The following is a 25509-nucleotide window of genomic DNA, read 5'->3' on the forward strand; positions in this document are numbered from 1 at the left end:
TGCGATCGGCCTCCATGGCGGCGACAGTGTCAGCGATGCTGTCTCTCCTCCTCGCGCTCGCCGCCGCCGCTACGCTCCCGAAGAAGGGCGAGCCCCCGCTCACCGCGCAGACCCAGCGATCGGGCGGCGCGATCGACCCCGACCAGACGCGCGTGCGGTTTGATTCGGCAGACCTCGCCTTCAAGGTGCTGCCCGACACCCGGACGCTCAACGGCATCGCCACGCTCGCCTTCGCCGCGAAGGCGCCGCTCGACCGCCTCGTCCTCGATCTCGATCGCAACCTGCCCGTCACCGCGATTGCGATCGACGGCGCCCCGCTCGCGCGCACCGCGTGGCGCAATCCCGAGGGCAAGCTCACGATCACGCTGCCGTCGCGCATCCCCGCGGGCGCCACGGTCACCGCGCGGATCGCCTATGGCGGCACGCCGCACGTCGCGGTCAACCCGCCCTGGGACGACGGCATGGTCTGGTCGAAGACCCCCGACGGCCGCACCTGGTTCGCGACCACCGCGGAGGGCTATGGCTGCGACCTCTTCTGGCCCTGCCTCGATCACCCGACCGGCGAGCCAGCGCTCGCCACGCTCCACGTCACCGTGCCGAAAGGGCTCAAGGCCCCTTCGAACGGCACGCTGCTTGGCGTCGACACGTTTCCCGACGGACGCACGACGTGGCACTGGCGCGCCAGGCAACCCAACACCTACGCGATCGCGCTCAATGTCGGCCCGTACGAGGAGGTTGCCGGCACCTATCGCAGCCGCTTCGGCAACACGATCCCGATGCACTATTGGTATCTGCCCGGCGAGAAGGCGAAGGCCGAGGCGCTGTTCGCCGAATTCGCCCCCGCGCTCGACTTTTTCGAACGCACGATCGGCCCCTATCCCTTCGGCGACGAGAAGGTCGGCGTCGTCGAGACCCCGCACAAGGGCATGGAGCACCAGACGATCAACGCCTACGGCAACGCCTATGCCAAGGCCCCCGAGGGGTTCGACTGGCTGTTCCATCACGAGTTCAGCCACGAATGGTTCGGCAACCAGCTGACCGCGGCGAACTGGGACGATTACTGGCTCCACGAGGGCTTCGCGACCTACATGCAGCCGCTCTACGCGCGCTGGCGCGAGGGCGACGCGCGCTACGCGGTGATGCTCGATACCGAGCGCAACCTGATCGCGAACAAGGCCCCGATCGTCCGCGGCAGAATGATGACCGAGGAGGAGGTGTACGAACCCTCGCTCGGCGGCGCGGGCACCGACATCTACTACAAGGCGTCGTGGATGCTCCACACGTTGCGCTGGCTGATCGGCGACACCGCCTTCTTCGATGCCACCCGCCGCCTCGTCTACGGCCGCCCCGATCCGAAACCCGGCAACTTCGCCCCCCGCTATGCCTCGACCGCGGACTTCCAGCGCCTCGTCGACGCCGCGACGGGCAGCGACCTGCGCTGGTTCTTCGACGCCTATCTGCGCCGTGCCCCGCTGCCCGATCTGGTCCAGGCCCGCACCCCCGCCGCGCTGACGCTCGAATGGAAGGCCGGCGGCGCGTTCCCGATGCCCGTCGAGATCGCGGTCGACGGCGTCGTCCGCCGCGTCGAGATGCCCGCCGGCCGCGCGACGATCGCGCTCGCCCCCGACGCGCATGTCGTGATCGATCCGCAAGCCCGCATCCTCCGCCGCAGCATCGCGGTCGAGCAGTTCCAGGCGTGGCGCGACACCCCGAGGCCGAAGCCATGACCGCACGCTCCAACCTGCCGCCGCGCATCGCCGAGATGGCGGCGATCTTCATGGTCGGCGACGGCCTCGTCGCGCTCGTCCAGCCGACGCGCCATGTCGATCTGTGGAAGGACGACGCGCTCGGCGCCGAACGCACCGTTGCCCCCTTCGTCGGCCGCCCCGCCCGCCGCCGCCTCTACGCGCTCGTCCAGATCGCTGCCGGGCTCGCGCTCGCCGCCGCGCAGAGTCCTCGCGGATGACCGCGCTTCCCGTGATCGCGGTCGCCGCGCTTGGCCTGCTGGGCTTCTTCGTCGCTTATCTCGTCGCCCGGACGCGGCGGACCACCGAAGCCGGCGCCATCCGCTCGCGTGGCTCGATCGCGGGCATCGCGATCCAGGGCGCCGCGTTCGCGTACGCCTGCACCGGCGTGGGGCGCGTCGCGCTCGATCCCCTCGGCGTCCCCGCGCTCGCGCTGGCCGTCGGGGTGGCGATCGCGATGATCGCCGCGATCTGGCTGTTCGCCGCCGCGACACGGACGATGGGCCGCAACTGGAGCGTCGTCGCGCGCACCCGCGACGATCATGCGCTCGTCACCGGCGGCCCGTTCGCTTATGTCCGCCACCCGATCTACGTCGCGCTGTTCCTGCTGATGGCCGCCACCACGGTCGCGCTCGGCCTCGCACCGCGCCTGCTGCTCGCGATCCCGCTCTACGCGCTCGGCACAGGGCTCCGCGTCGCAGAGGAAGAACGCCTACTGCGCGAGAAGTTCGGTTCCGCCTATGACGACTACGCCACCCGCGTCGCCCGGTTCGTTCCAAGACTGTTCTAGCGACACCCGTCATCCCGGCGAAAGCCGGGATCTCCCTCCAGCCACGCAAGCCCTCGGCGTCAGGCCCCCTACCCGGCCGCGCGCAGCATCGACCAGAATCGCGGCCCCCCGCGCGGCACCTGCCACTCGTCGACGAGCACGAACCCCAGCGACCGATAGAAGCCCAGATTCCGCTCGGTCGCGGTTTCCAGATACGCCGGCATCCTCCCGGCTACCCGCCGCAACCCCTCGCGGATCAGGTCCCCGCCCAGCCCACGCCCCTGCGCCGCCGGGTCGACTCCCGCGACGTGCAGATACCACACCGGCTCGCGCGGCATGTGGCGCGCGATCGCGTCGGACACCGCAAGCGCCCGCCGCACCGATCCCCCCAGCGCCCGCCATAGCGGCCACGCATGCACGATCATCTCCCACATGCCCGTATCCGCCTGCCCCGGCCCGCGCCACAGCGTCGCCGCCTCGCCCGCCGCACTCGACAGCCGCATCCCCGCCTGCCCGTCGCTGTCGAACAGCAGCGCGAACAACCGCGGCAACCGGCGAGCGCGATCGGCAGGGTCGGGGAAGATATAGGCCATCGCCGGATCGTCCGCGAACGCCCGAGCCAGCATCGCGGCGACCGCGTTGCGGTCCGATCGGACGGCCAGACGCATGTCGGTCAGGGGATGACCGTGATGAACAGATATGCCGCGAAGATCACGAGATGCACCGCACCCCCAAGGATCGTCGTGCGTCCGGTCCCCAGCGACAGCGTGATCGTGAACAGCGACAGGACCAGCAACGTAATGCTCTTCGCATCGATCCCCAGCGACAGCGGCAGGTCCAGCACCAGCGACACGATCGCGACCGACGGGATAGTCAGACCGATCGTCGCCAGCGCCGAGCCGAGCGCGAGGTTCAGGCTCGTCTGCAACCGGTTGCGCCTGGCCGCGCGATACGCCGCCAGACTCTCCGGCGCCAGCACCAGCGCCGCGATCACCACGCCAACGATCGCCAGCGGCAGCCCCGCGTTCAGGATCGCGCGCTCGACCGTCGCCGACAGGTCCTTGGCGAGCAGTACGACCGATACCAGCGCCACCAGCAGCACCCCGAACGCGGTCCATGCGGTCACGTCCGACGGCGGTTCGGCATGCGCGTCCTTCGGCATGTCTTCGTCTGGCAGGAAATACTCGCGGTGCCGCACCGTCTGGACCAGCACGAACGTCATGTAGAGAATCAACGAAACGACCGCGACGAAGATCAACTGCGATGGCGCATAGGTCGGCCCGGGCGCGCTCGACACGTAATTGGGCAGCACCAGCGACAGCACCGCCATCGCCGCCAGCACGCACAGCGCCGCGCTCACGCCACGGAGCGTGAACCGCTGTTCGCCATGCTGCAAGCCCCCCGCCAGCAGGCACAGTCCGACGATGCCGTTGATGATGATCATGATCGCGGCGAACACGGTGTCACGCGCGAGGCTCGACGCATCGCCCGAATCGGACAGCATCAGCGACACGATCAGGGACACCTCGATCACCGTGACCGCGACCGCCAGAACCAGCGTCCCGAACGGCTCGCCGACCCTGTGTGCGACCACCTCGGCATGATGGACCGCGGCCAGCACGCTGCCGATCAGGATCGCAGCCGCGGCGATCGTCCCGGGCGTTCCCATCTTCACGAGGTTGGCGATCACCGCGACCAGCCCCAGTACCGGGAACGCGATCGTCCACCATGGCAGGACCAGCCGGTTGAGCAGCGCGCGCTTGGCGGACTGCGGAACTATCGCGTCGTCGTTGGCCATGGATTTCCCGTACGTTTCGTTACCTCAACGAATGCACGGCATTCCCGAAGGTTCAATCCCCGGGGCAAAAGATCCGACGGACCCTCAGACGTTGCGAACCCACCGGGTTCGCACCACCGCACCCGTCATCACCTTCGCGCCATAAGCGGCGCGGACACGTGCCGCCGACTCGCCGTTCATCAGCACCACGCGGGTGCCGCCCGAGATGAGATCCTCGATCGCGGTGATCGTCGCATCATGCTTCGCGCACATCGCGGTTACGTGCGTGCGCGACGCATCGATGTTGATCGCACGCGAGGTGGAAATGGCCGTATCGGTGGCCGCGGGCGTCGTCGCATCCATCAAACGCGATCCCCGTTCACGCGCATCTCGGCATCGTCGCCGCGACCGGTCGCCAGGCGGACGTTCGCCATCCGCTGGTATCGCGTCGCCAGTTCGGCATGGATATGACGGGCACCGCTGCTCTTCGCGGCATCACGCGCCACGCCGGACTGCCGCGCCCGCGCGCCGAAATATCTGATATCCTCGACGATCATCGCCAGGCTCCCCATCGTGAAGCGGGAGCACAAGCCTCTCTCAGTCACGTCCGTGCCAGACGGAGGGACGCGATGGGCATCCTATAGCACGCCCAGCCCCGAACCGGTAACGAAACGACTCGGCGACGACGCAAAACGGGCGCCGGTTTCCCGACGCCCGCCCATCTCTCCGCGACCCCGCCGGTCAGGCGGCGTCGCCCGCCTTCTTCTTTTCGGCATAGACGCGGACCGGCTCCTTGCGGCCGTCGATCACGTCCTTGTCGATCATCACCTCGTCGACGCCGTCCATGCCGGGCAGGTCGAACATCGTGTCGAGCAGAATCGCCTCCAGGATCGACCGGAGGCCGCGCGCACCGGTCTTGCGCTCGATCGCCTTCTTGGCGACCGACACCAGCGCCTCGTCGGTGAAGCCGAGCCCCACCTGCTCCATCTCGAACAGCTTCTGATACTGTTTCACCAGCGCGTTCTTCGGCTCGCTCAGGATCTTCACGAGTGCCGGGATATCGAGATCCTCCAGCGTCGCGATCACCGGCAGGCGGCCGACGAATTCGGGGATCAGCCCGAACTTCAGCAGATCCTCGGGCTCGGTCGAGCGCAGCACTTCACCGGTGCGGCGCTCCTCGGGGCTGGCGACATACGCGCCGAACCCGATCGACTTGCCCTGCAATCGGTCGCCGATGATCTTCTCGAGGCCCGAAAACGCACCGCCGCAGATGAACAGGATGTTCGTCGTATCGACCTGCAGGAACTCCTGCTGCGGATGCTTGCGCCCGCCCTGCGGCGGCACTGACGCGGTGGTGCCCTCCATCAGCTTGAGTAGCGCCTGCTGCACGCCCTCGCCCGACACGTCGCGCGTGATCGAGGGGTTCTCCGCCTTGCGGCTGATCTTGTCGATCTCGTCGATATAGACGATCCCGCGCTGTGCCCGCTCGACATTGTAGTCGGACGCCTGGAGCAGCTTGAGGATGATGTTCTCCACATCCTCGCCGACATAGCCCGCCTCGGTCAGCGTCGTCGCATCCGCCATCGTGAACGGCACGTCGAGGATGCGCGCCAGAGTCTGCGCCAGCAGCGTCTTGCCGCACCCGGTCGGCCCGACGAGCAGGATGTTCGACTTGGCGAGCTCGACATCGGCGCCCTTCGCGCCATGGTTCAGCCGCTTGTAATGGTTGTGAACCGCCACCGACAGCACGCGCTTGGCCTGCTTCTGGCCGATGACATAGTCGTCGAGCACGTCGCAGATTTCCTGCGGCGTCGGCACGCCACCGTCCTTCTTGCTCACCAGCGCGGACTTGGTTTCCTCGCGGATGATGTCGTTGCACAGCTCGACGCACTCGTCGCAGATGAACACCGTCGGCCCGGCGATCAGCTTGCGGACCTCGTGCTGCGACTTGCCGCAGAACGAGCAGTAGAGCGTGCTCTTGGAGTCACCGCCGGAGAGCTTGGTCATTCAATCACCTCTTCGCGCACCGGCAAGGGCGCGCGTGGTTGTTGGCCGGGCATGGTAGCCCGGCCGGACGCGAAACGGCAATGCCGTAATATCGCGAGACGGGTTCGGGCCGTCTCAGGCCGCCAGCGCCGTATCGTCGGACGGCTGCGGACGCTTGTCGAACACCTCGTCGATCAGCCCGAACGCCTTGGCGTCCTCCGCCGACATGAACTTGTCGCGGTCCATCGCGTGCTCGATTTCCGCCAGCGGCTTGCCGGTATACTTCGAATACAGCACGTTCAGGTCGTGCCGCATCCGCAGGATCTCGCGCGCCTGGATCTCGATGTCCGCCGCCATGCCCTGCGCACCGCCCGAAGGCTGGTGGATCATGATCCGGCTATTCGTCGTCGCGACGCGCATGCCGGGCTCGCCCGCCGACAGCAGGAAGCTGCCCATCGACGCCGCCTGCCCGATGCACAGCGTGCCGACGCGCGGACGGATATATTGCATCGTGTCGTGGATCGCCATGCCCGCCGTGACGACACCGCCCGGCGAGTTGATGTACATGAAGATGTCCTTCTTCGGGTTCTCGGACTCGAGGAAGAGCAGCTGCGCGCAGATCAGCGACGCCATGCCGTCCTCGACCCCGCCGGTCACGAAGATGATGCGCTCGCGCAGCAGGCGCGAAAAGATGTCGAAGCTGCGCTCGCCGCGATTCGACTGCTCGATCACGATCGGCACCAGACCCGCCTCGGTCCGGCGGAGGCCGACGCCGGCATTCATCAACGGTTGCGCGAAGTCGCCGGTCTCGAACGGCCCGGTGTCGAACGGATTGTGCATGAAAATCTCTCTTATGCCCTCAGAACCGACAACATCGGCGCTTCTTTATAGGACTTCAAGTGGGCGAACCCGGCGCCCGGTGCTGCAGATACGCCAGTCGCCGCACCTCGCGCCGCCCGCGCACGACGGTATCGAGGATAAGCCCTGCGAAACCGTTGAGAAACGCCAGAATCATCAGGCCCGTCGCAAGAATCGCGGTCGGGAACCGCGGCACCAGTCCCGTATCGAGATACGTCAGCACCAGCGGGATCGCCAGCAGCACCGCCAGCGCCGCGACCGCCACGCCCGCCGCGCCGAAGAACCACAAGGGCCGCTCGATCCGGTACAGGGTCGCGATCGTCCGCAGGATCCGCCACCCGTCGCCATAGGTGCTCAGCTTCGATGCCGACCCCTCGGGCCGCGCGAAATACGCGGTCTCGATCTCCGCGATCGGCATCTTGAGTTCCAGCGCATGGACGCTGATCTCGGTCTCGATCTCGAACCCCGCGCTCAGCGACGGGAAACTCTTCACGAAACGCCTGGAGAACACCCGGTAACCCGACAGGATATCGGTGAAACTCCGCCCGAACAGCCGCGCGAGCATCCCCGTCAGCAGCGCGTTGCCGAACCGATGCCCGCGCCGATACGCCAGCGTCGCATCCGCGACCCGGCTGCCGACGACCATGTCGAGTTGCTCGGACGTCAACAGGTCGACCAGCGCAGGCGCGGCGCTCGCGTCATAGGTCGCGTCGCCATCGGCCATCACATAGATGTCGGCGTCGACATCGGCGAACATCCGCCGCACTACCGCGCCCTTGCCCTGGATCCGCTCGCGCCGGACGATCGCACCCGCTGCGGCTGCGACCTCGACGGTCCGGTCGGACGAGTTGTTGTCGTAGACGTAGATCGCCGCCCCCGGCAGCGCGGCGCGGAACCCCGCGACCGTCTGCGCGATCGCGGCTTCCTCGTTATAGCAGGGCAGCAGGACTGCGATCTGCGATGCGCGAAACACGATCCCCCCTTCATCGACCAAGCCAGCCGGTTCACGCATAGCTGATCGCCTCCATCATGAGATACCCCGGCGCAGGCCGGGGCCCAGTTGCGGTGTCAGCAGTGAATAAGCACCACTGCCGTGCAACTGGACCCCGGCCTGCGCCGGGGTACGACCCTCGTCAGATCCCGAAGGTGCCAACCCGGATATGGAAAGGCCTACGCCTCGGTCTTCGCCGTCGCCTTCTTCGCGCGCGGCTTCTTCACCGGCGCATCCGCAGCCTCGGTGCCTTCGGCCGCTTCCGCGGCGTCGGGCGAACTCGTCACGACCGCAGTCTCCGCCTCGACGGGCGCCGCCGCCTTCTTGGCGCGCGGCTTCTTGGCCGGAGCCTCCTCGCCCGCGGGAGCCTCGACAGCCGCATCGTCACCCTCGGCGACCGGCTTGGCAGCCTTCTTCGTCGACGCCTTCTTGGCGGCCTTGGGCTTGTGATTGTCGTGATCGTGGGTGTGCGTGCCGGTTGCGAAACCGTCCTCGCTCTCGATCGCGGCTTCCAGCTCCTCGCGGGTCGTCTCGCGGTCGGTCACCTCGGCCTTGTCGAACAGGAAGTCGACGACCTTGTCCTCGTACAGCGGCGCGCGCAGCTGGGCGGCCGCCATTGGCTCCTGCTGGATATACTGGATGAAGCGCTGGCGATCGTCCGCACCGTACTGCTGCGCGGCCTGCGCGATCAGCCGGTTCATTTCCTGCGCGGTCACCTCGACGCCGTTGGCCTGCCCGATCTCGGACAGCAACAGGCCCAGGCGGACGCGACGCTCGGCGATCTTGCGATAGTCGTCGCGCTCGGCCTCCATCTCTTCCATCGCGGCCTTGGGATCGGGCTCGTGCGTCGCCTCATGCTCCAGCTGCTGCCAGATCTGCGCGAACTCCGCCTCGACCATCGAAGGCGGCACCTCGAAGTCGTGGCCGTCAGCCAGCTGGTCGAGCAGCTTGCGCTTCATGTGCGTGCGCGTCAGGCCGTTATGCTCCTGCTCGATCTGCCCCTTCAGCAGACCACGCAGCTGCTCCAGGCTCTCGAGCCCGAGATTCTTGGCGAGCTGGTCGTCGATCTTGCTCTCGCCCGCGGTCTTCACCGACTTGACGGTGATGTCGAACGTGGCCGGCTGGCCGGCCAGCTCCTTGGCAGGATAATCCTCGGGGAAGGTCACGTTCAGCACGCGGTCCTCGCCGGTCTTGATCCCGACCAGCTGGTCCTCGAACCCCGGGATCAGGCGACCCGAGCCCAGCTCGACCGCCATGTCCTCGCCGGTGCCGCCCTCGAACGCGACGCCGTCGGCGGTCTTGCCGACGAAGTCGACGGTGACGAGGTCGCCCGTCTTCGCTTCATAGGCCGCCTCGGCGTCGTCCCACGCCTTCGACTGGTCCGCGAACTTCTGGAGCTGCGCGTCGACCGCCGCCTCGTCCACCGCGACCGTCAGCCGCTCGAGCTTCAACGCGTCGATCGCGGGCGCGGGCACCTGCGGCAGCACCTCGAGCGCCACCTTCAGCTCGGCGTCCTTGCCGGGCGCATAGCCGTCCGCCAGCTCGACCGAGGGCTGCGTCGCGGGACGAAGCTGCTGCTCGGCCATCAGCGTCTGGATGCTTTCCTGAATCGCGGTGTTCAACGCGTCCTGAAGGATCGAATCGCCGAACCGCTTGCGGACCAAGTTCGCGGGCACCTTGCCGGGGCGGAAGCCGGGCAGGCTGACCTGCGGCGCGACGCGCTTGATCTCGGCATCGACCCGGCTCTCGATGTCCTTGGCGGCGATCGTGAGAGTATAGGCCCGCTTCAGCCCCTCGTTCAGCGTCTCGACAGTCTGCATGCTCAGCCTTCGTCTGGAATGTCGTTTGGTGGTGTTCCCCGCTTCGCGCTTGCGCGGGGACTGGTGCGGGCGAAGGGACTCGAACCCCCACATCTTGCGATGGCAGGACCTAAACCTGCTGCGTCTACCAGTTCCGCCACGCCCGCTCGTCGGACACCGCCGGTCGCGGGCTCCTATACGTCCCGGCGCAAAGGAGCAAGTCTGCCGCAACCGCTTGCGCCCACGGGGCGTTGAGCCCGGCGAAGGAGATGCCCGATGGCTACCCAGCCCCCCCCCGAAAGCCCCGTCCCCGCCTCGCAGCCCGTCCAGCCCGACGCACCGCCGCCGGAGATCGACGTGCCCGCCCCCGATTTCGACCAGCCATCCCCCGGCACGCCCGCCGGCGATCCCGGCACGCAGCAACCCGCGGAGATCTGACGCCATGACCGACACACGCAATCCCGACCCCGTCGACAGCCTTCCCGATGCGAACGAGGACCCCCGCTCCGACATCGAGCAGGCGGTCGAGGCTCGAGCCGACGCGGTAAAACGCGGCGAAGTTGGCGGCGAGCCCGATGCGTTGACCGAAGGCGAAGTGCGCAACCAGAACGAAGATGCGCAGTAAGCCCACCCCGTCATTCCCGCGAAAGCGTCATTCCCGCGAAACCGGGGATCCATCTCCCGAACGTCGGACGAACGATCAAAGCCGCGACGGGCCTAAACGGTACGAGATGGATACCCCCTTCCGCGGGGATGACAAACCTACCGTACCTGTACCGAAGGCACCGACAGCTTCGCCGAAGCCACCACCGCCCGGTAATCCGCCAGGTTTCGCTCGTAGTAATGCAAGGCCGGAGCCTCGTACGTAATCAGGTACAACCGGCTCCCTGCGATCGCACCGGTGCCCTCCCCGCGCCGCTTCACCTCCTCGCCCTCGAGCGTGAAGCTGTATTCGAACCGGAACCCCTTCAGCCCGGCGAACGTCGCCGGCTCGACGTGGCCGACCTCGAACAACGCCGATCCGCCCGCGATCCGGTAGCTCGCCTCGAAATACTGGACGACGTCGGTCGCGAGCATTGAGGTGGAGAAATGCGGCAGCGGCCGGTTCTTCCGGTCGATCTCGCGAAACAGCGTCCGCCCGCTCTCGACGCCACCATAGAAGGTCACCTCGTTGAGCGGGATCCCGTCCAACGTCCACGATTCGGCGTAGCGGCCCGGCCGGAACTGCATCCGGTTCCAGTCGATCGGCGGCTCGACCGTCAGGATCGACTTCGCCACCGCCACCCGCTGCCCGTGCGGCACCAGCTTGTACGCCAGTGCCGGCGTGGCGACCAACGCCAGCGCCATGACCACGATCCTGCGCCTCAATTTTCCTCCCCCGCGATCATCGCGATCATCGACCGGTCCGGCGCCTCGGGCTTCTTCTCAAGATACCGCGCCAGCGCCGCGCGTCCCGCCGTCTCGTCCCCGCCGCGCACCTGCACCAGCCCCAGCCCGCGCCAGCACTCCGCCACCGCCCCCGGCAACGCGATCGCCTGGGCGTAGAACCCCGCCGCCGCGACCAGATCGTCGGGCTTCCCGCGCGTCCGATACAGTTCGCCGCGCGCATAGAGCAGGTCCGTGGTCCAGCCGTCCTCCGCCAGCGTGCCGAGCAGGAAGTCGGTCGCGCCGAAGTCGTTGAGCTTGATCTGGTCGTCGACCAGCCGCGGCCACCACGGCGCCACCGCCGCGCGATACGCCGCCCGCCCGTCGGTCCGCGCGGCATCGACCGGGACATTTTCCGCCATCAGCTTCAGCGCGGCCAGCCGGTCCGCAGTCGGCGGGTGCGTGGCCAGCAGGCCGCGATCGTCGTCCTTGCGGCTGCGCCTGCCGCGCGCCGTAGCGGTCGCATCCATCTCGGCGCGGAGCTGCTCCCACACCCGCGACGCCTGCGCGGGGTCGTACCCGCCCTGCACCATCAGCGGAATCGACCCCGCATCCGCCTCCGCCTCCATCGACCGCGAGAAGCGGTAGAAGCTGGACAGCATCCCGATCTGTACCGCGGTCATCGCCGCCGCGGCCGCATAGCCGCCGACCGGGATCATCGCGATCCACGCCATCGCGGTCGATTTCGTTTTGACGTCACGAAACCCCTGGAGCGAATGCCGGTTCGCATAATGCGTATATTCATGCCCCAGGATCGCCGCCAGCTGGGCCTCGTTGCGCAGCCGCAGCAGCAGCCCCGAATTGAAGATCATCATCCCCGTCGGCGCCATGCTGGCGTTGAACACCGGCGTGCGCACTAGATAGATCCGCACCCCCGCACATCGCCCGGCGCCGACGGCCCGGCAGAACACCCCGCGGACATAGCCCTCCAGCGCGGCGTCGTGGATCGTGAACGCGCTGGTCTTCACCAGCCGTTCCGCTTCCTCGACCTGCATCCACAGTCCGCGCTCGTCCTTGTCCGCGGGCTGGTAGCCGGCCCCGACCGGCGTCCTGAAATCGGTCTGGACCGGCGCCGCCGCGACGAGCGCCGCCGTCCCGATCGCCAGCGCGAGGCGCGCGATCACTGCGCCGCGACCTTCGCGGGCTCCACCGCACCCTCGACCAGCGGGAAGTCGTTCATCAACTGCCCGATCCGCTTCGTCGCGCCCTCGTCGGTGCGCACGTCGCCGCCCGATCCCGGATCGACGTTGATCCACACCAGCCGCCCCGTCTTCAGGTCGACCAGCGCGGCATAGCTCTGGTGGATCCCGGCCTGCATCGGCGCGCCGAACATCAGCGCCGCGAACACCTGCATCGCCTTGCGCCCCGCAGTCCCGTAGGCGTCGCGCGTCGACAGGAAGAGCGCATAGTCACCCCCGCCGATCTCTTCCAGCCGCGTCGCTCCGCCGCCCAGCGTCCAGTCGAACCGGTCCTTCTTCGTCGGCAGCGACGCCCCCGGCGTCATCGTGTGCGACACCACCGCCCCCGCAACGAGGCGGAACAGCGCCTGATAGTCCGCGACTAGCTGCCCCCGCTCGCCGTCCTGGTCGGGCAGGAACACCACCACCTGCCCGCTACCCTTGCGATTCGCCTCCAGCTGCGCGGTCAGCTTGCCGCGCGCGGTCGCGGTCCAGTCGGCATTTGCCTCCTCGACGCCGCCCGCGCCCATAGTCCCCACCTTCACGTCGGGGCGCAGCACCACGATCCGCACCGGCTTGCCCGCCGGAAAACGGAAGTCGCGATCGAGCTTGATCCGCGCGTCGGCCGACATCGGCACGACGAGCAGCGCCAACGCCAGCGCAGCGACGAAACGGATCATGAGCCCCCCGGTCACACGATGCCCGAAGGCGGTGTTCGCGAAAGGCTATTATGTCGCTGTACCGGTCCGCAAGTGGATTCGACGCGAGTTTACCCCAGCGCCTTCCTGAGCAGTTCGTTCACCACCGCCGGGTTCGCCTTGCCGCCCATCGCCTTCATCGTCTGCCCGACGAAATAGCCGAACAGCGTCTCCTTGCCGCCGCGATACTGCTCCAGCTGGTTCGGGCTGCGCGCCATCACCTCGGCGATCACCGCCTCGATCGCGCCGGTATCACTGGTCTGCTTGAGCCCGCGGTCCTCGACGATCCGGCCCGGTGCGTCGCCCGTCTCGAGCATCACCTCGAACACCTGCTTGGCGAGACTCCCCGACAGCGTCCCGTCCGCGACCAGCGCCAGCAGTTCGGCCGCCTGCCCCGGCGACACCGGCGACAACGCGATGTCCTTGCCCAGCCGGTTGAGCGCGCCGAACAGCTCCGACGTCACCCAGTTCGCCGCCGCCACCGGCGCCGCGCCCGCCTCGAGCAGCGCGTCGAACCAGCGCGCGGTGTCGACGTCGGCGGTCATCACCGCCGCATTGTACCGCGTGATCCCCGCCCCCTCGTACCGCGCACGCTTGGCATCGGGCAGCTCGGGCAGGCTCGCGCGACAGTCCGCGAGGAACGCCTCGTCCAGCTCGAGCGGCAACAGGTCGGGATCGGGGAAGTAGCGGTAATCATGCGCGTCTTCCTTCGACCGCATCGACCGCGTCTCGTTGCGGTCGGGGTCGTAGAGCCGCGTCTCCTGCACGATCCGCCCGCCGCCCTCGATGACCTCGACCTGGCGTTTCGCCTCCTGCTCGACGACCGCCATCACGAAGCGCACCGAATTGACGTTCTTCGTCTCGGTCCGCGTGCCGTACTCATCGCCGGGCTTGCGCACGCTGACGTTGACGTCGGCGCGCATCGACCCCTGGTCCATGTTGCCGTCGCACGACCCGACATAGCGCAGGATCGACCGCAACTTGCTTAAGTACGCGCCCGCTTCCTGCGGCGATCGCATGTCCGGCTTCGACACGATTTCCATCAGCGCGACGCCCGAGCGGTTGAGATCGACGTACGAGCGCGTCGGATGCTGGTCGTGCATCAGCTTGCCCGCATCCTGCTCGACATGGATCCGCTCGACGCCGATCGTCTTTCCCGCGGCGTCAGGGTTCTTATCGTCGAGGCTGATCTCGATCGCACCCTCGCCGACCAGCGGATGGTAGAGCTGGCTGATCTGGTAGCCCTGCGGCAGATCGGCGTAGAAATAATTCTTCCGGTCGAACCGCGACCAGCGATTGATCTGCGCGTCGATCGCCATGCCGGTGCGCACCGCCTGCCGGATGCATTCTCGGTTGGGCACCGGCAGCATTCCCGGCATCGCCGCGTCGACCAGCGACACCTGCGTGTTCGGCTCCGCCCCGAATGCGGTGGCCGCGCCAGAGAACAGCTTGGCGTTCGACGTCACCTGCGCATGGACCTCGAGGCCGATCACGACCTCCCACTCGCCGGTTTCGCCCTGGATTCGGTAGTCGCTCATGTCCGGCTCCGATGATGCAGATAGTTGATCGCGGTCAGCACCGCGTTGCTCCCGAGCAGTCCGACGACCCAGCATCCGCTGATGATGCGCAGGATCGCGCCGCGAAAGCCCAGCATGACCGCCTGATGATGCGCCGCGATCGCAACCACGCCGCCCGCCGCAAGCAGGATTGCACCGAGCCTGTACTCCCCACGCAGGATCACGCCGTTGCCGACCGACAGGCACAGGATGAAGATCGCCAGCGAGAGGAAGAACCGCGCCAGCAACTGCTGGTCGAACGGATGGTTGTCGATCTCGGCCATCGACACGCCGACATAGGCGCTGAGGATCGCGCCGAACGCCACGTTTAGCGCGCCATGCGCTTCCCGCAGAACCGCGACGTTGCGCGCCGCGAACGCGCGGTCGCTTATCGCCATGGCGTTACCACCAGGCCTCGGGCCGCGCCGTGAACCCGGCCCGCTCCTCGATCGCCAGCGCGGCGTTCAACACGCCCTGCTCGTCGAGCGGCTTGCCGATGATCTGCAACCCCAGCGGCAACCCCGCCGAGTCGAGCCCACCCGGCACGCTCATCGCGGGCAGCCCCGCCAGCGACGACGGCACCGTGAACACGTCGTTCAGATACATCGCGATCGGGTCCGCGGACTTCTCGCCCAGCGCGAACGCCGCCGACGGCGCGGTCGGCGTCAGCAGCACGTCGCATCGCTCGAACGCGCGCTCGAAATCGCGCGCGATCAGCGTGCGGACCTTCTGCGCCTGCGTATAATAGGCGTCGTAGAAGCCCGCCGACAGCACGTACGTCCCGATCAGGATCCGCCGCCGCACCTCGTCGCCGAACCCGGCCGCGCGTGTCGCGGCATACATGTCCTGCAACCCCGCCCCGTCCGGCAGGTCGCGCTGGCCATAGCGCACGCCGTCATAGCGCGCGAGGTTGGACGACGCTTCCGCGGGCGCGATGATGTAATAGGCGGGCAGCGCGTACTTGGTGTGCGGCAGCGAGACTTCGACGATCTCCGCACCCGCATCGCGCATCCAGTCGATGCCCCGCTGCCACAGCGCCTCGATCTCTTGCGGCATCCCGTCGACGCGATATTCCTTCGGGATGCCGACGCGCACGCCCGCCATCGACGCGTTGAGCCCCGCCTCCCACTCCGGCACGTCGAGTTTGAGCGAGGTCGCGTCCTTGGCGTCATACCCCGCCATCGCCTCCAGCATGATCGTGCAATCGCGCACGTCGCGCGCCATCGCGCCCGCCTGATCGAGCGAGGAGGCGAACGCGATCGTCCCCCAGCGCGAGCAACGGCCATAGGTCGGCTTGATTCCCGAGATCCCGACGAACGCCGCGGGCTGGCGAATCGACCCGCCGGTATCGGTGCCCGTCGCGCCCGGCGCGATCCGCGCCGCGACCGCCGCGGACGAGCCCCCCGACGAGCCACCGGGCGCCAGCGGCGCGGTCCCGCCGTCGCTGCGCCGCCACGGCGAGATCACGTTGCCGAACGCGGACGTCTCGTTCGACGATCCCATAGCGAACTGGTCGAGGTTCAGCTTGCCCAGCATCCCCGCGCCCGCGTCCCACAATTTCTGGCTGACCGTCGATTCGTACGTCGGCGTGAAGCCTTCTAGGATGTGGCTCGCCGCGGTGGTCGGGACGCCCTTCGTGCAGAACAGGTCCTTCATCCCGATCGGCACGCCTGCCATAGGTTTCAGCGTCTCGCCCGCCGCGCGCGCCTGGTCGGCAGCAGTGGCGGCTGCGATCGCATGATCGGGCGTCTCGACGAGGAACGCGTTGAGCGCCTTGGCCTTGCTGACCGCGACGATGAACGCATCCGCGACCTCGCGTGCGGAGAAGGTTCCCGCGCGCACGCCGTCGCGGATCGCGCGGATGCCCAGGTCGGTGAGGTTGCCCGTGCTTAGAGAAGAAACCACTATTCGATCACCTTCGGCACCGTGAAGAACCCGTGTTCGCCCTGCGGCGCGTTCGCCAGTACCTGATCGCGGATGCCGCCATCGGTGACGACGTCGTCGCGCAGCCGCAGATGGTTGGGGATGACCGCGGTCATCGGCTCGACCTGCGACGTGTCGACCTCGCCCAGCATCTCGATCCAGCCGAGGATGTTGTCGAGTTCGGGCGCGATGCGCGCGGCATCGTCGTCGGTGATCGCGATGCGGGCGAGGCCGGCAACGCGCTTTACGGTGGCTGTGTCTACGGACATGCCGGTGCCGCTACCATCCCGCATCGCCGCGACGCAAGATGTTGCGCGCCCCGACCGCGCCGGGCACAGCGGCACATAGATCCCGCTGGAGTTCCCGTTTGGCCCGCAAGTTCCTCTATGTCTTCGCCGCGCTCATCGCGCTCGTGATCGCGGGCGCGTTCGCGTACCGGATCTGGGGCACCGACCTGATCCGCCTCGCGATGGTGCCGGGCGAGACGTTCCGCGCGCAGCCGAAAATCGTGGATGCCCGCTACGACGACACGGCGATGTGGCTTGCCCGCCCCGACATCCCCGGCAACCCGACGCTGTGGACGCCCACCGGCTTCACCGCCGAAGGCACGAAGGGAAACGCCGCGGTCTTCTTCATCCACCCGACCTCCTACCTCAATCGCGCGCACTGGAACGCCCCGCTCGACGACGCCGAGGCCAACGATCGCGCTGCGCTGTTCCTGCGCGGGCAGGCGAGCGCCTTCAACGGCGTCGGCGACGTCTGGGCGCCGCGCTATCGCCAGGCCACCTTCGGCGCGTTCCTGACAAGCGAGGCGGATGCGCAGCGCGCGCTCGATCTCGCCTATGGCGACGTCCTCGCCGCGTTCGACGCGTTCCTGCGCCAGGCCGGCCCTACTCGCCCGATCATCCTCGCCGGCCACAGCCAGGGCGCGCTCCACCTGACCCGCCTGCTACGGGACCGCATCGCCGGGCGCCCGATCGCGCGGCGAATCGTCGCGGCGTACGTCGTCGGCTGGCCGATCTCAAAGACGACCGATCTCGCCGCGCTCGGCCTGCCCCAATGCACCCGCGCCGACCAGCGCGGCTGCATCCTGTCATGGGAAACCTTCGCCGAACCCGCCGACCCAGCGCTGATCGTCGACACCTACGACGCCACCACCGGGTTCGACGGCCGCCCGCGCCGCGGCACCCCGATGGTCTGCACCAATCCACTGACCGGCACCGCCGACGCTTCGGCACCCGCCAGCGCCAATCTCGGAACCATCTTCCCCAGCAGCGACATGGCCTCCGCCACGATCGCCGCGGGCAAGGTTCCCGCGCGCTGCGAAGGCCGCGGCTTCCTGCTGATCGGCGACGCGCCCGACGTCGGCAGCTATGTGCTCCCCGGCAACAACTATCACGTCTACGACTACAGCCTGTTCTGGGCCAATGTCCGCGCCGATGCGGCACGCCGGCTGACGACGCAACGCTGACATCCGTTCGGGCTGAGCCTGTCGAAGCGGGGTCCTTCTTCTGCAGCGAAGGAGGGAGGCAGCCCTTCGACAGGCTCAGGGCCAACGGTCTTTGGAACTTCGAACCATGATAACCACCGCCGCCGCCGAGTTCCGCGCCGCGCTCCCCGCCGGGGGTCGCCTGATCGGGCTCGATCTCGGCACCAAGACGATCGGCACCGCGCTGTGCGACGCGGGCTGGAGCTTCGCGAGCCCCGCCACGCTCGTCCGCCGCACGAAGTTCATGAAGGACAAGGCCGCGCTGGTCGACCTGATCGCGGCGCAGGCGGTGCAGGGCCTTGTCCTCGGCCTGCCGCTCAACCTCGACGGCACCGAGAGCCCGCGCTCGCAATCGACCCGGGCCTTCGCGCGCAACTGCACCGATCTCGGCCCCATCCTGCTGTGGGACGAGCGCTGGTCGACCGTCGCGGTCGAACGCACGATGATCGAGCAGGACATGAGCCGCGCGAAACGCGCCGAGCGGATCGACAACCTCGCCGCCGCGCATATCCTCCAGGCCGCGATCGACGCGCTCGCCGGGCTTCCGGTTTCCACGCAAGACGAGGCGTAATCGACCTCGGTCTGACGGACCGCCCATCCCACTCCCGTCACTCCGGACTTGATCCGGGGTCCCGAAGAGCAAGCAGGTCAAAGCGCCCGAATCGTCAGACAAAGGTCGAAGCAACCACCCGCGCCGGTTCCGTCTTAACTCTACGGAAAGGGGGCCGTCATAGTCCCGGCTCAACGCCTTGCACCACCTGCCGGACGCGCGGCGTCGGGAAACCGCCATGTCACTGATTGCGCAGCTCGTCGCCGAACATGACGAACTCGATACGCTCGCGCAGCGCATGCTCGATGCGATCGCCGATGGCGCAGGCCCGCCCGACGATTTCGCCTCGACCCGCTGGCGGCTCAACCACGTCCTCAGCGTCCATCTGGCGAAGGAGGACAAGCATCTCTACCCCCGGCTTGCGAGCGCCGGCTCTTCACGCGCCCGCGAAACAGCCACGCGGTTCGCCGACGAGATGGGCGGGCTCGCCGCCGCGCATACCGCCTATGTCGGCAAATGGTCCGCCGCCGCGATGGCGGCCGACTGGCCCGGCTTCGCGCAGGATACGCGGCAGGTGATGACGCTGCTGCGCCAGCGCATCGTGCGGGAGAACCGCGATCTCTATCCGCTGCTCGACACCGATCCGGCCAGCGCCTGACGCCGCTACCCTTGCGCCTGTGCCCCCGCCCGACTAGCACGCGCCCTCGATGCATGCCTCGGACCACCGCCCCGCCACGATGATCGACGGCGGCGCCGTCTTCCCGCATCGCCACCTCCTCGGGATCGAGGGACTTCAGCCGCACGAGATCGCGTTCCTGCTCGACGAGGCGGAGGCGTGGATCGACGCCAACGCCCGCCATGCAGAGCCCGACAAGCGCCTCGCCGGCCTTACCCAGATCAACGCCTTCTTCGAGAACTCGACGCGCACATTGCTGTCGTTCGAGATCGCCGGAAAACGCCTTGGTGCCGACGTCGTCAACATGCACGCCGCGCAGTCGAGCGTGAAGAAGGGCGAGACGCTGATCGATACCGCGATGACGCTGAACGCGATGCGCGCGGACCTGATCGTGATTCGTCACATGGCGAGCGGAGCGGTCGCGCTGATCGCGGACAAGGTCGACTGCCCCGTCCTCAACGCCGGCGACGGCCGCCACGAACATCCGACGCAGGCGCTGCTCGACGCGCTGACGATCCGCCGCCGCTGCGGATCGGTCGCGGGCAAGCGTATCGTGATCTGCGGGGATCTGCTCCACAGCCGCGTCGCGCGTTCCAACATCCTCGCGCTCACTTCGCTCGCCGCGGAGGTCCGCGTCTGCGCGCCTTCCACGCTGATGCCGCCTGCGATCGAGGCGATGTACGTCCGGCCCTTCACCGATTTCGACGCCGCGCTGGAGGGTGCCGACGTCGTCATGATGCTCCGCCTCCAGACCGAGCGGATGGCGGGCGGCTACGTCCCCTCGCTGCGTGAATATCACCTGCGCTACGGCCTCACGCTCGAGCGCCTGAAGCGCGCCGCCCCCGACGCGCTCGTCATGCATCCCGGCCCGATGAACCGCGGCGTCGAGATCGATTCGGCGGTCGCCGACCATGTCGAGCGCTCCGCGATCACCGAACAGGTCGCGACCGGCGTCGCGGTTCGCATGGCTTGTATGGACGTACTGACCAGGCGAGCGCGCGGCGTGGAGGGCTGGGCATGACCGCGATCGTCTTCCGAAACGCCCGGATCGTCTGCCCCACCAACGGCGAACATCGCGGCGATCTCGCGGTCGTCGATGGCGTCATCGCCACGGACGCTCCCGCCGACGCGACCGTCATCGATTGCTCCGGGAAGCTGCTCGCCCCCGGCATCGTCGATCTCGGCGTCCGCGCGATCGATCGCGCCGCATTCCGTGCGGGCGGCATCGTCCGCGTCGCGCTGCTGCCGGACCAGTCCCCCGTCCTCGACGAGCCCGGCATCGTCCAGCGCGCCAGCCTCGTCGGCAAGCCCGATCTGTGGATCCACCCGATCGCCGCCGCGACCCGCGGGCTCGAGGGACGCGAGCTTGCCGAGATGGCGATCTGCGCGTCGGCAGGCGCACGCGCGGTCGGCACCGGCGCGCGCTGGATCGCCGATTCGGGGGTCATGGCGCGCGTCCTCACCTATGCGCGCGACCTCGGCGTCACGGTCGTCGTCCATGCCGAGGACAGCGGGCTGACCGCCGGCGCGGTCGCGACCGATGGCGAGACCGCGACCCGACTCGGCCTCCCCTCCGCCCCCGCGATCGCCGAGCCGCTCGCGATCGCGCGCGACCTGATGCTGGCGGAGGAGATCGGCGCGCGCGTCCACCTGCGCCAGGTGACGACCGCCACCGGCTTCGATCTCGTCCGCGCCGCGAAGCGCCGCGGCGTCGCGGTGACGTGCGGCATCACGCCCGCGCACCTGCTCCTGTCGGACATCGCCACCAGCGACTTCCGCACCTTCGCGCATCTGTCGCCGCCCTTGCGCAGCGAATCGGACCGTCGCGCCGCGCTCGCGGCGTTCGCGGACGGCACGATCGACGTCCTGTGCTCGGGCCACGATCCGCGCGATGCGGAGGAGAAACGCCTGCCCTTCGTCGATTCGGCCGCGGGCGCGGCAGGCGCGGCGACGCTGCTGCCGCTCGCACTCGGCCTCGCCCGCGATGCGGACATGGATCTTGCCAGGCTGTTCGCGCTGCTCGCGCGCAACCCTGCCCGCCTGCTCGGCCTCGACGGCGGCACGCTGGAGCCGGGCGCGCCGGCGGACCTGATCCTCGTCGATCCCGACGCCCCGTGGCAGATCGTCGCGGACGCGCTCCCCGGCCGCGCGGGCAACACCCCGTTCGACGGCCTGCCCGTCCAGGGCAAGGTCCTGCGAGTCTTCAAGGGCGGCCGCGAGATCGCCTGATCTCCGTCACCCCAGCGAAAGCCGGGGTCGATCGATTTCCGGGCGGGCTCTCAATCCAAAGCGGTCCCAGCTTCCGCTGGAATGACGTCCCGCCTCACCGCAACGCGAGCTGGACCCCGGGCTTCACCCACTGCGCCACCCGGTCGCCGGCACCGGCGCGCACGAAGCACGTCCCGCCCTTCGCCCGATAGCTCCGGCACATCGCATCCGCGTCCCCGCGCGCGAACCCGCCCAGCGACAGCCGGTAGAAGCTGCCCGCCTTCGACTGGAACGCCATCCCGGCCGGCGTGTGCGTCGCGAACGCGGCATAGCGGCGCTGCGCCCGCCCCCACGCGTCCTTGGCCACCGCGGCGGTGTCGAACGCACCGAGCTGGACGTAGAAATTGCCCTTCGCCGCCACCCGCGCCGGTGCCGCCGCCGCGACGGGGCCTGCCGCCAGCTTGGTCTTGTAGCTCGTCGCACGCAGCGTCACCGGCACCTTCGCGACCGGCGCATCCGCGCGCATCTGCGCCGCGATCACGACAGGTGCGGGCTCGGCGACCGGCGAAGGCGCGGGCGCCGGTTCCGCCACCGCAACCTGCTCCGCCGCCGACGGCCCGGGCGCGAACGACTCGACCGGCGCTTCCGCCTTGGCCACGCCCACCGAAGCGGGCGCGACCAGCGCCAGCGCGACCGGCTGCCCCGGATCCTTCACCGGGACCACGCCCAGCAGCGACGCGACCTGATCCGATGCCGAGTTCGGCTTGGCGAACGCCGCCCATTCCATGATCCGCGCATCGACCTGCTCGGGCGGCAGGTCGGTCGCCGCGATCGTCTTGGCTTCCTTCCAACGCCCGGCCAGCGCCATCGCGAGCGCCAGGTTCTGCCGGGTCTTCATGTCCGCATCGGGCGAACGCGTCGCCGCGACGAGCACCTCGACGCCACCCGCGGGATCGCCCGCCAGCGCCATCGCGAGGCCGCGGTCGCTCGCCGGGATCGTCGAGGCATGCTCGTCGAGCGTCCGGCGCGCCGCGTCCCACTGGCCTTCCGCGATCTGCGTCAGCACCAGGTTGATCGCCGCCTTGCCGTTCGCGGGCGACAGCGACAGCGCATCCGCGAACGCCGCATGCGCCGAGGTGAACCGCCCCGCCTTCAGATAGGCCTGCCCCAGCAGCACGCGGTACGACGCGTTCTGCGGATCGCCCGCGACCGCGGCTTCCGCCGGCGCCACCGCGCGCGCATCGCCCTTGGCGAGCCACTTCGCCGCCTTGTTCGCCTGCGCCGCCGCCTGTTTGCCGCCGACCGCCTTCGACGAGGCGGAGGCGATGCCGCCGCCGTTGGCGGTGCAGCCGACCATGCCGCCACCGAGAACCAGCGCCGACAGGCTGAGGCTGAGAAGGGTCTGTGTCTTCATGATGGATCCCCCGATCAATCAACGACGCTTGGCCGGCGGCAGCTGGCGCGCAAGCGCCTCGACCTCCGGGAGCGATTCGAGAAAGGCGTCGAGCGCCTGCGTGACGATGTGTTGTGCGGAACGGTTGCGCGTGGCGCTCGCCAGCCGCAGCCGAAGATGGCGATCCGCGTCGAGCCGCAGCGTGAACGCCGCCTTGCTCCCCTTCTTGGTCACCAGCGCCGTCTCGCGCTGGAGCCGCGTCGCGGTCGCCAGTGACACCGAGCGTGCATCGTCGAGTACGGCGACAGGCTCGGGCACCGGGGCCTCGATCTCTTCCTTCAGCGCCTCGCGCTCGATCAGCACCGGCGGGATCGGCGCAGTCTGGACCGGGGCTTCGACCGGGGCGGTAATCTCTTCGGCCGCACCCATGTCGTTCCAGCCCAGCGCGTCGCCCGCGGTCGCCAGCGAGGCGAGACTGCCATAGCCCTGCGGCCGCATCGCGGGGCGTGCCCCGCCCTTGCGCGCCAGCAGACCGGACGACAGCGACGCGAGCGGCTTGACCGTCTCCGGTGCCCCCCCCTGATTCACCGCGACAGGCGCCTTCTTGTGCGATTTGCCGAACATCGCGCTCACCCCACCACGCGGCGGCCGAAGCCGCCCGCAGCCGGCCGCGCGCCGATCGCGCCGTTCACCTGCGGCACCGCGAACACGGTGCGGCGGAAATTCTTCTCGAGCCGGTCGGAGATATAGGTCCACAGCGCCTCGACCTCGGCAGCCGACTTGCCCTTGGGATCGCACTCCATCACCGTGCGGCCGTCGATCATCGAGGCCGCGAAATCGGTGCGCTGGTGGATCGTGATCGGCGCGACCGTGCCGTGCTGCGACAGCGCCACCGCGGCCTCGCTGGTGATCCGCGCCTTGGGCGTGGCGGCGTTGACGACGAAGATCAGCGGCTTGCCCGCGCGGTCGCACAGGTCGACGGTGGCGCCCACGGCGCGCAGGTCGTGCGGGCTCGGCCGCGTCGGGATCACGATCAGCTCGGCGACCTGGATCACGCTCTGGATCGCCATCGTGATCGCAGGCGGAGTGTCGATCATCGCCAGCTTGAAGCCCTGCTGCCGCAGGATCTCCAGATCGGAGGCCAGCCGCGCGACGGTGGTCTGCGCGAAAGCCGGATATTCCGCCGATCGTTCGTTCCACCAGTCGGACAGCGACCCCTGCGGATCGATGTCGATCAGCACGACCGGGCCGGCGCCCGCCAGCTGTGCCTGCACCGCGAGGTGCCCGGACAGGGTCGTCTTCCCCGATCCTCCCTTCTGCGATGCCATCGCCAGAACGCGCATGCTGCCCCTCGAAATCCACTGGTCCTGTGTGGCAAGTGGCATGAGGGTTCATAAGAAGTGGTAAACATGCGGGATCGAAACGACCGGGCTTGGCCACGGGCAGCGATCTGGGGCATGATAGCCAGTAGACGAATGCGCGAAACGAAGCGGGGACGTGGCGATGAAGGTTTTTCCGGGACTGGCTCTGGTCGCGCTGCTGGCGGCGACCCCCGCCGCGGCGGACGTCAAGGCGGGCGTCGATGCGTGGAGCCGCGGCGACTATCCCAGGGCGGTCGCCGAATGGCGCGGCCCCGCGATCGCGGGCGACGCCGATGCGCAGTTCAACCTCGGCCAGGCCTACAAGCTCGGTCGCGGCGTCCCCGTCGATCCGGCGATGGCGCAGTCCTGGTTCGCCAAGGCCGCCGCCAGGGGCCATGCGCAGGCCACCGACAATTACGGCCTCTCGCTGTTTCAGGACGGCAAGAAGGGCGAGGCCGCACCGTGGCTCGAAAAGTCGGTCGCGCGCGACGAGAAGCGCGCGGAGCTCGTCCTGGGCACGATGCTGTTCAACGGCGACGGCGTGCCCAAGGACTGGGTCCGCGCCTATGCGCTCGTCACCCGCTCGTCGCAGCAGGGCCTCGCGCAAGCCTCGACCACGCTCGCGCAGCTCGACCAGTACGTTCCCCCCGAGCAGCGCCAGCAGGGCCTCGTCCTCGCGCAACAGATCGCGAGCACCGCCAAGACGCAACAGGTGATCCCCGCCACCGCGCTCGAGCCCGCGAAGGTCCCGCCGACCCGCCTCGGCAGCGCCCCGCCCGAAAAGACGCCGCCTGCAAAGACGATCGCTCCCAAGGTCGTCCGCGTCGAACCCGCGCGCCCCGAACCGAAAGCCGAAGTCCGCGAGCCCAAACCCGCCCGCACGACCGCCGGCGCATGGCGCGTCCAGCTTGGCGCGTTCCGCGAACCCGGCGCCGCGCAGGCGCTGTGGAGCCGCATCGGCGCGCGCGTCGGCGGCAGCCCCGCCTATGTGAAGGCCGGGGCGGTCACCCGCCTGCAGGCCACCGGGTTCGCCTCCAAGGCCGACGCCACCCGCGCCTGCGGCGCGGCGAAGGCAGGCGGTGCGGCCTGCGTGGTGGTGGCGCCCTAAGGCAAGAAGCCCGTCACCC

General features: G+C 68.7%; 29 protein-coding genes and 1 tRNA gene. 11 read left to right on the forward strand and 19 right to left on the reverse strand.

The window, feature by feature from the left end; translation table 11 throughout:
• The first annotated feature begins 35 nt into the window (after positions 1-35).
• Genes ACV7NO_RS12810 through ACV7NO_RS12820 form a run of 3 tightly spaced genes read left to right on the forward strand, consistent with a single transcriptional unit; the run spans position 36 to position 2535 of the window.
• Positions 36-1727, forward strand: coding sequence for a M1 family metallopeptidase (locus tag ACV7NO_RS12810; protein ID WP_463406370.1), 1692 nt, complete (start codon positions 36-38; stop codon positions 1725-1727).
• The gene (locus tag ACV7NO_RS12815) at positions 1724-1966 is read left to right on the forward strand and encodes a hypothetical protein (RefSeq protein WP_463406371.1); all 243 of its coding nucleotides are present in this window, start codon (positions 1724-1726) and stop codon (positions 1964-1966) included. Before ACV7NO_RS12810 ends, ACV7NO_RS12815 begins: the two co-directional genes overlap by 4 nt.
• Positions 1963-2535: a methyltransferase family protein gene (locus tag ACV7NO_RS12820; RefSeq protein WP_463406372.1), complete on the forward strand. Its 573-nt coding sequence runs from the start codon at positions 1963-1965 to the stop codon at positions 2533-2535. Before ACV7NO_RS12815 ends, ACV7NO_RS12820 begins: the two co-directional genes overlap by 4 nt.
• Positions 2536-2603: 68 nt before the next feature.
• On the opposite strand, the gene ACV7NO_RS12825 is transcribed toward ACV7NO_RS12820, so the two are convergent.
• The 9 genes from ACV7NO_RS12825 to ACV7NO_RS12865 form a co-directional block, all read right to left on the reverse strand.
• Positions 2604-3182, reverse strand: coding sequence for a GNAT family N-acetyltransferase (locus ACV7NO_RS12825; RefSeq protein WP_463406373.1), 579 nt, complete (start codon positions 3180-3182; stop codon positions 2604-2606).
• A 5-nt stretch (positions 3183-3187) separates the two neighbouring features.
• Complete coding sequence (locus ACV7NO_RS12830) at positions 3188-4312, reverse strand: calcium:cation antiporter (protein WP_463406374.1); 1125 nt, start codon at positions 4310-4312, stop codon at positions 3188-3190.
• 84 nt (positions 4313-4396) lie between these two features.
• Positions 4397-4654 carry a hypothetical protein gene (locus ACV7NO_RS12835; RefSeq protein WP_463406375.1) on the reverse strand — a complete coding sequence of 86 codons (258 nt, stop codon included), beginning with the start codon at positions 4652-4654 and terminating at the stop codon, positions 4397-4399.
• The gene (locus ACV7NO_RS12840) at positions 4654-4848 is read right to left on the reverse strand and encodes a hypothetical protein (RefSeq protein ID WP_463406376.1); all 195 of its coding nucleotides are present in this window, start codon (positions 4846-4848) and stop codon (positions 4654-4656) included. The genes ACV7NO_RS12835 and ACV7NO_RS12840 overlap by 1 nt, the downstream gene beginning before the upstream one ends.
• 184 nt (positions 4849-5032) lie before the next feature.
• On the reverse strand, positions 5033-6298 hold the full coding sequence (gene clpX, locus ACV7NO_RS12845) for an ATP-dependent Clp protease ATP-binding subunit ClpX (protein ID WP_463406377.1): 1266 nt from the start codon (positions 6296-6298) through the stop codon (positions 5033-5035).
• Between the two features lie 114 nt (positions 6299-6412).
• On the reverse strand, positions 6413-7060 hold the full coding sequence (locus ACV7NO_RS12850; protein WP_463407343.1) for an ATP-dependent Clp protease proteolytic subunit: 648 nt from the start codon (positions 7058-7060) through the stop codon (positions 6413-6415).
• 112 nt (positions 7061-7172) lie between these two features.
• Positions 7173-8108: a glycosyltransferase family 2 protein gene (locus ACV7NO_RS12855; protein ID WP_463406378.1), complete on the reverse strand. Its 936-nt coding sequence runs from the start codon at positions 8106-8108 to the stop codon at positions 7173-7175.
• A gap of 197 nt (positions 8109-8305) precedes the next feature.
• Entirely contained in the window at positions 8306-9946 is a 1641-nt protein-coding gene (tig, locus tag ACV7NO_RS12860) for a trigger factor (protein WP_463406379.1), read from the reverse strand.
• A 61-nt stretch (positions 9947-10007) separates the two neighbouring features.
• Positions 10008-10092 (reverse strand) — tRNA-Leu (locus ACV7NO_RS12865).
• A 109-nt stretch (positions 10093-10201) separates the two neighbouring features.
• Here ACV7NO_RS12865 and ACV7NO_RS12870 point away from each other — a divergent pair.
• Together ACV7NO_RS12870 and ACV7NO_RS12875 are read left to right on the forward strand one after the other, a co-directional pair.
• Complete coding sequence (locus tag ACV7NO_RS12870) at positions 10202-10363, forward strand: hypothetical protein (protein WP_463406380.1); 162 nt, start codon at positions 10202-10204, stop codon at positions 10361-10363.
• A 4-nt stretch (positions 10364-10367) separates the two neighbouring features.
• Positions 10368-10550, forward strand: coding sequence for a hypothetical protein (locus tag ACV7NO_RS12875; protein ID WP_463406381.1), 183 nt, complete (start codon positions 10368-10370; stop codon positions 10548-10550).
• 137 nt (positions 10551-10687) lie between these two features.
• Here ACV7NO_RS12875 and ACV7NO_RS12880 read toward each other — a convergent pair whose 3' ends face one another.
• The 7 genes from ACV7NO_RS12880 to gatC form a co-directional block, all read right to left on the reverse strand.
• The gene (locus tag ACV7NO_RS12880; protein WP_463406382.1) at positions 10688-11293 is read right to left on the reverse strand and encodes a hypothetical protein; all 606 of its coding nucleotides are present in this window, start codon (positions 11291-11293) and stop codon (positions 10688-10690) included.
• Entirely contained in the window at positions 11290-12474 is a 1185-nt protein-coding gene (locus ACV7NO_RS12885) for a M48 family metallopeptidase (protein WP_463406383.1), read from the reverse strand. The genes ACV7NO_RS12880 and ACV7NO_RS12885 overlap by 4 nt, the downstream gene beginning before the upstream one ends.
• On the reverse strand, positions 12471-13208 hold the full coding sequence (locus tag ACV7NO_RS12890) for a hypothetical protein (RefSeq protein WP_463406384.1): 738 nt from the start codon (positions 13206-13208) through the stop codon (positions 12471-12473). The genes ACV7NO_RS12885 and ACV7NO_RS12890 overlap by 4 nt, the downstream gene beginning before the upstream one ends.
• 89 nt (positions 13209-13297) lie before the next feature.
• Entirely contained in the window at positions 13298-14764 is a 1467-nt protein-coding gene (gatB, locus tag ACV7NO_RS12895) for an Asp-tRNA(Asn)/Glu-tRNA(Gln) amidotransferase subunit GatB (protein ID WP_463406385.1), read from the reverse strand.
• Positions 14761-15180 carry a hypothetical protein gene (locus ACV7NO_RS12900; protein WP_463406386.1) on the reverse strand — a complete coding sequence of 140 codons (420 nt, stop codon included), beginning with the start codon at positions 15178-15180 and terminating at the stop codon, positions 14761-14763. The genes gatB and ACV7NO_RS12900 overlap by 4 nt, the downstream gene beginning before the upstream one ends.
• Before the next feature lie 4 nt (positions 15181-15184).
• Positions 15185-16687: an Asp-tRNA(Asn)/Glu-tRNA(Gln) amidotransferase subunit GatA gene (gene gatA, locus ACV7NO_RS12905; protein ID WP_463406387.1), complete on the reverse strand. Its 1503-nt coding sequence runs from the start codon at positions 16685-16687 to the stop codon at positions 15185-15187.
• The gene (gene gatC / locus ACV7NO_RS12910; RefSeq protein ID WP_463406388.1) at positions 16687-16974 is read right to left on the reverse strand and encodes an Asp-tRNA(Asn)/Glu-tRNA(Gln) amidotransferase subunit GatC; all 288 of its coding nucleotides are present in this window, start codon (positions 16972-16974) and stop codon (positions 16687-16689) included. Before gatC ends, gatA begins: the two co-directional genes overlap by 1 nt.
• A gap of 98 nt (positions 16975-17072) precedes the next feature.
• Between gatC and ACV7NO_RS12915 the strand changes: the two genes are divergently transcribed.
• The 5 genes from ACV7NO_RS12915 (at position 17073) to ACV7NO_RS12935 (ending at position 21649) form a co-directional block, all read left to right on the forward strand.
• Complete coding sequence (locus ACV7NO_RS12915) at positions 17073-18176, forward strand: DUF3089 domain-containing protein (protein ID WP_463406389.1); 1104 nt, start codon at positions 17073-17075, stop codon at positions 18174-18176.
• A 106-nt stretch (positions 18177-18282) separates the two neighbouring features.
• The gene (gene ruvX, locus ACV7NO_RS12920; protein ID WP_463406390.1) at positions 18283-18765 is read left to right on the forward strand and encodes a Holliday junction resolvase RuvX; all 483 of its coding nucleotides are present in this window, start codon (positions 18283-18285) and stop codon (positions 18763-18765) included.
• Positions 18766-18982: 217 nt separating this feature from the next.
• Positions 18983-19402 carry a hemerythrin domain-containing protein gene (locus tag ACV7NO_RS12925; protein WP_463406391.1) on the forward strand — a complete coding sequence of 140 codons (420 nt, stop codon included), beginning with the start codon at positions 18983-18985 and terminating at the stop codon, positions 19400-19402.
• A gap of 49 nt (positions 19403-19451) precedes the next feature.
• Entirely contained in the window at positions 19452-20441 is a 990-nt protein-coding gene (locus ACV7NO_RS12930; protein ID WP_463406392.1) for an aspartate carbamoyltransferase catalytic subunit, read from the forward strand.
• Positions 20438-21649, forward strand: coding sequence for a dihydroorotase (locus ACV7NO_RS12935; RefSeq protein WP_463406393.1), 1212 nt, complete (start codon positions 20438-20440; stop codon positions 21647-21649). Before ACV7NO_RS12930 ends, ACV7NO_RS12935 begins: the two co-directional genes overlap by 4 nt.
• 94 nt (positions 21650-21743) lie before the next feature.
• Here the strand turns inward: ACV7NO_RS12935 and ACV7NO_RS12940 are convergent, their stop codons facing one another.
• Genes ACV7NO_RS12940 through ACV7NO_RS12950 form a run of 3 tightly spaced genes read right to left on the reverse strand, consistent with a single transcriptional unit; the run spans position 21744 to position 24364 of the window.
• Complete coding sequence (locus tag ACV7NO_RS12940; RefSeq protein WP_463406394.1) at positions 21744-23042, reverse strand: SPOR domain-containing protein; 1299 nt, start codon at positions 23040-23042, stop codon at positions 21744-21746.
• Positions 23043-23060: 18 nt separating this feature from the next.
• Positions 23061-23645 (reverse strand): hypothetical protein, encoded by a 585-nt coding sequence (locus ACV7NO_RS12945; protein ID WP_463406395.1) that lies wholly within the window; start codon positions 23643-23645, stop codon positions 23061-23063.
• Positions 23646-23650: 5 nt separating this feature from the next.
• The gene (locus ACV7NO_RS12950) at positions 23651-24364 is read right to left on the reverse strand and encodes an AAA family ATPase (RefSeq protein WP_463406396.1); all 714 of its coding nucleotides are present in this window, start codon (positions 24362-24364) and stop codon (positions 23651-23653) included.
• A 160-nt stretch (positions 24365-24524) separates the two neighbouring features.
• On the opposite strand from ACV7NO_RS12950, the gene ACV7NO_RS12955 reads away from it, so the two are divergent.
• Complete coding sequence (locus tag ACV7NO_RS12955) at positions 24525-25490, forward strand: SPOR domain-containing protein (RefSeq protein ID WP_463406397.1); 966 nt, start codon at positions 24525-24527, stop codon at positions 25488-25490.
• The last annotated feature ends 19 nt before the right edge of the window (positions 25491-25509 follow it).

The organism is Sphingomonas sp. Ell38C01 (genome assembly GCF_055231975.1).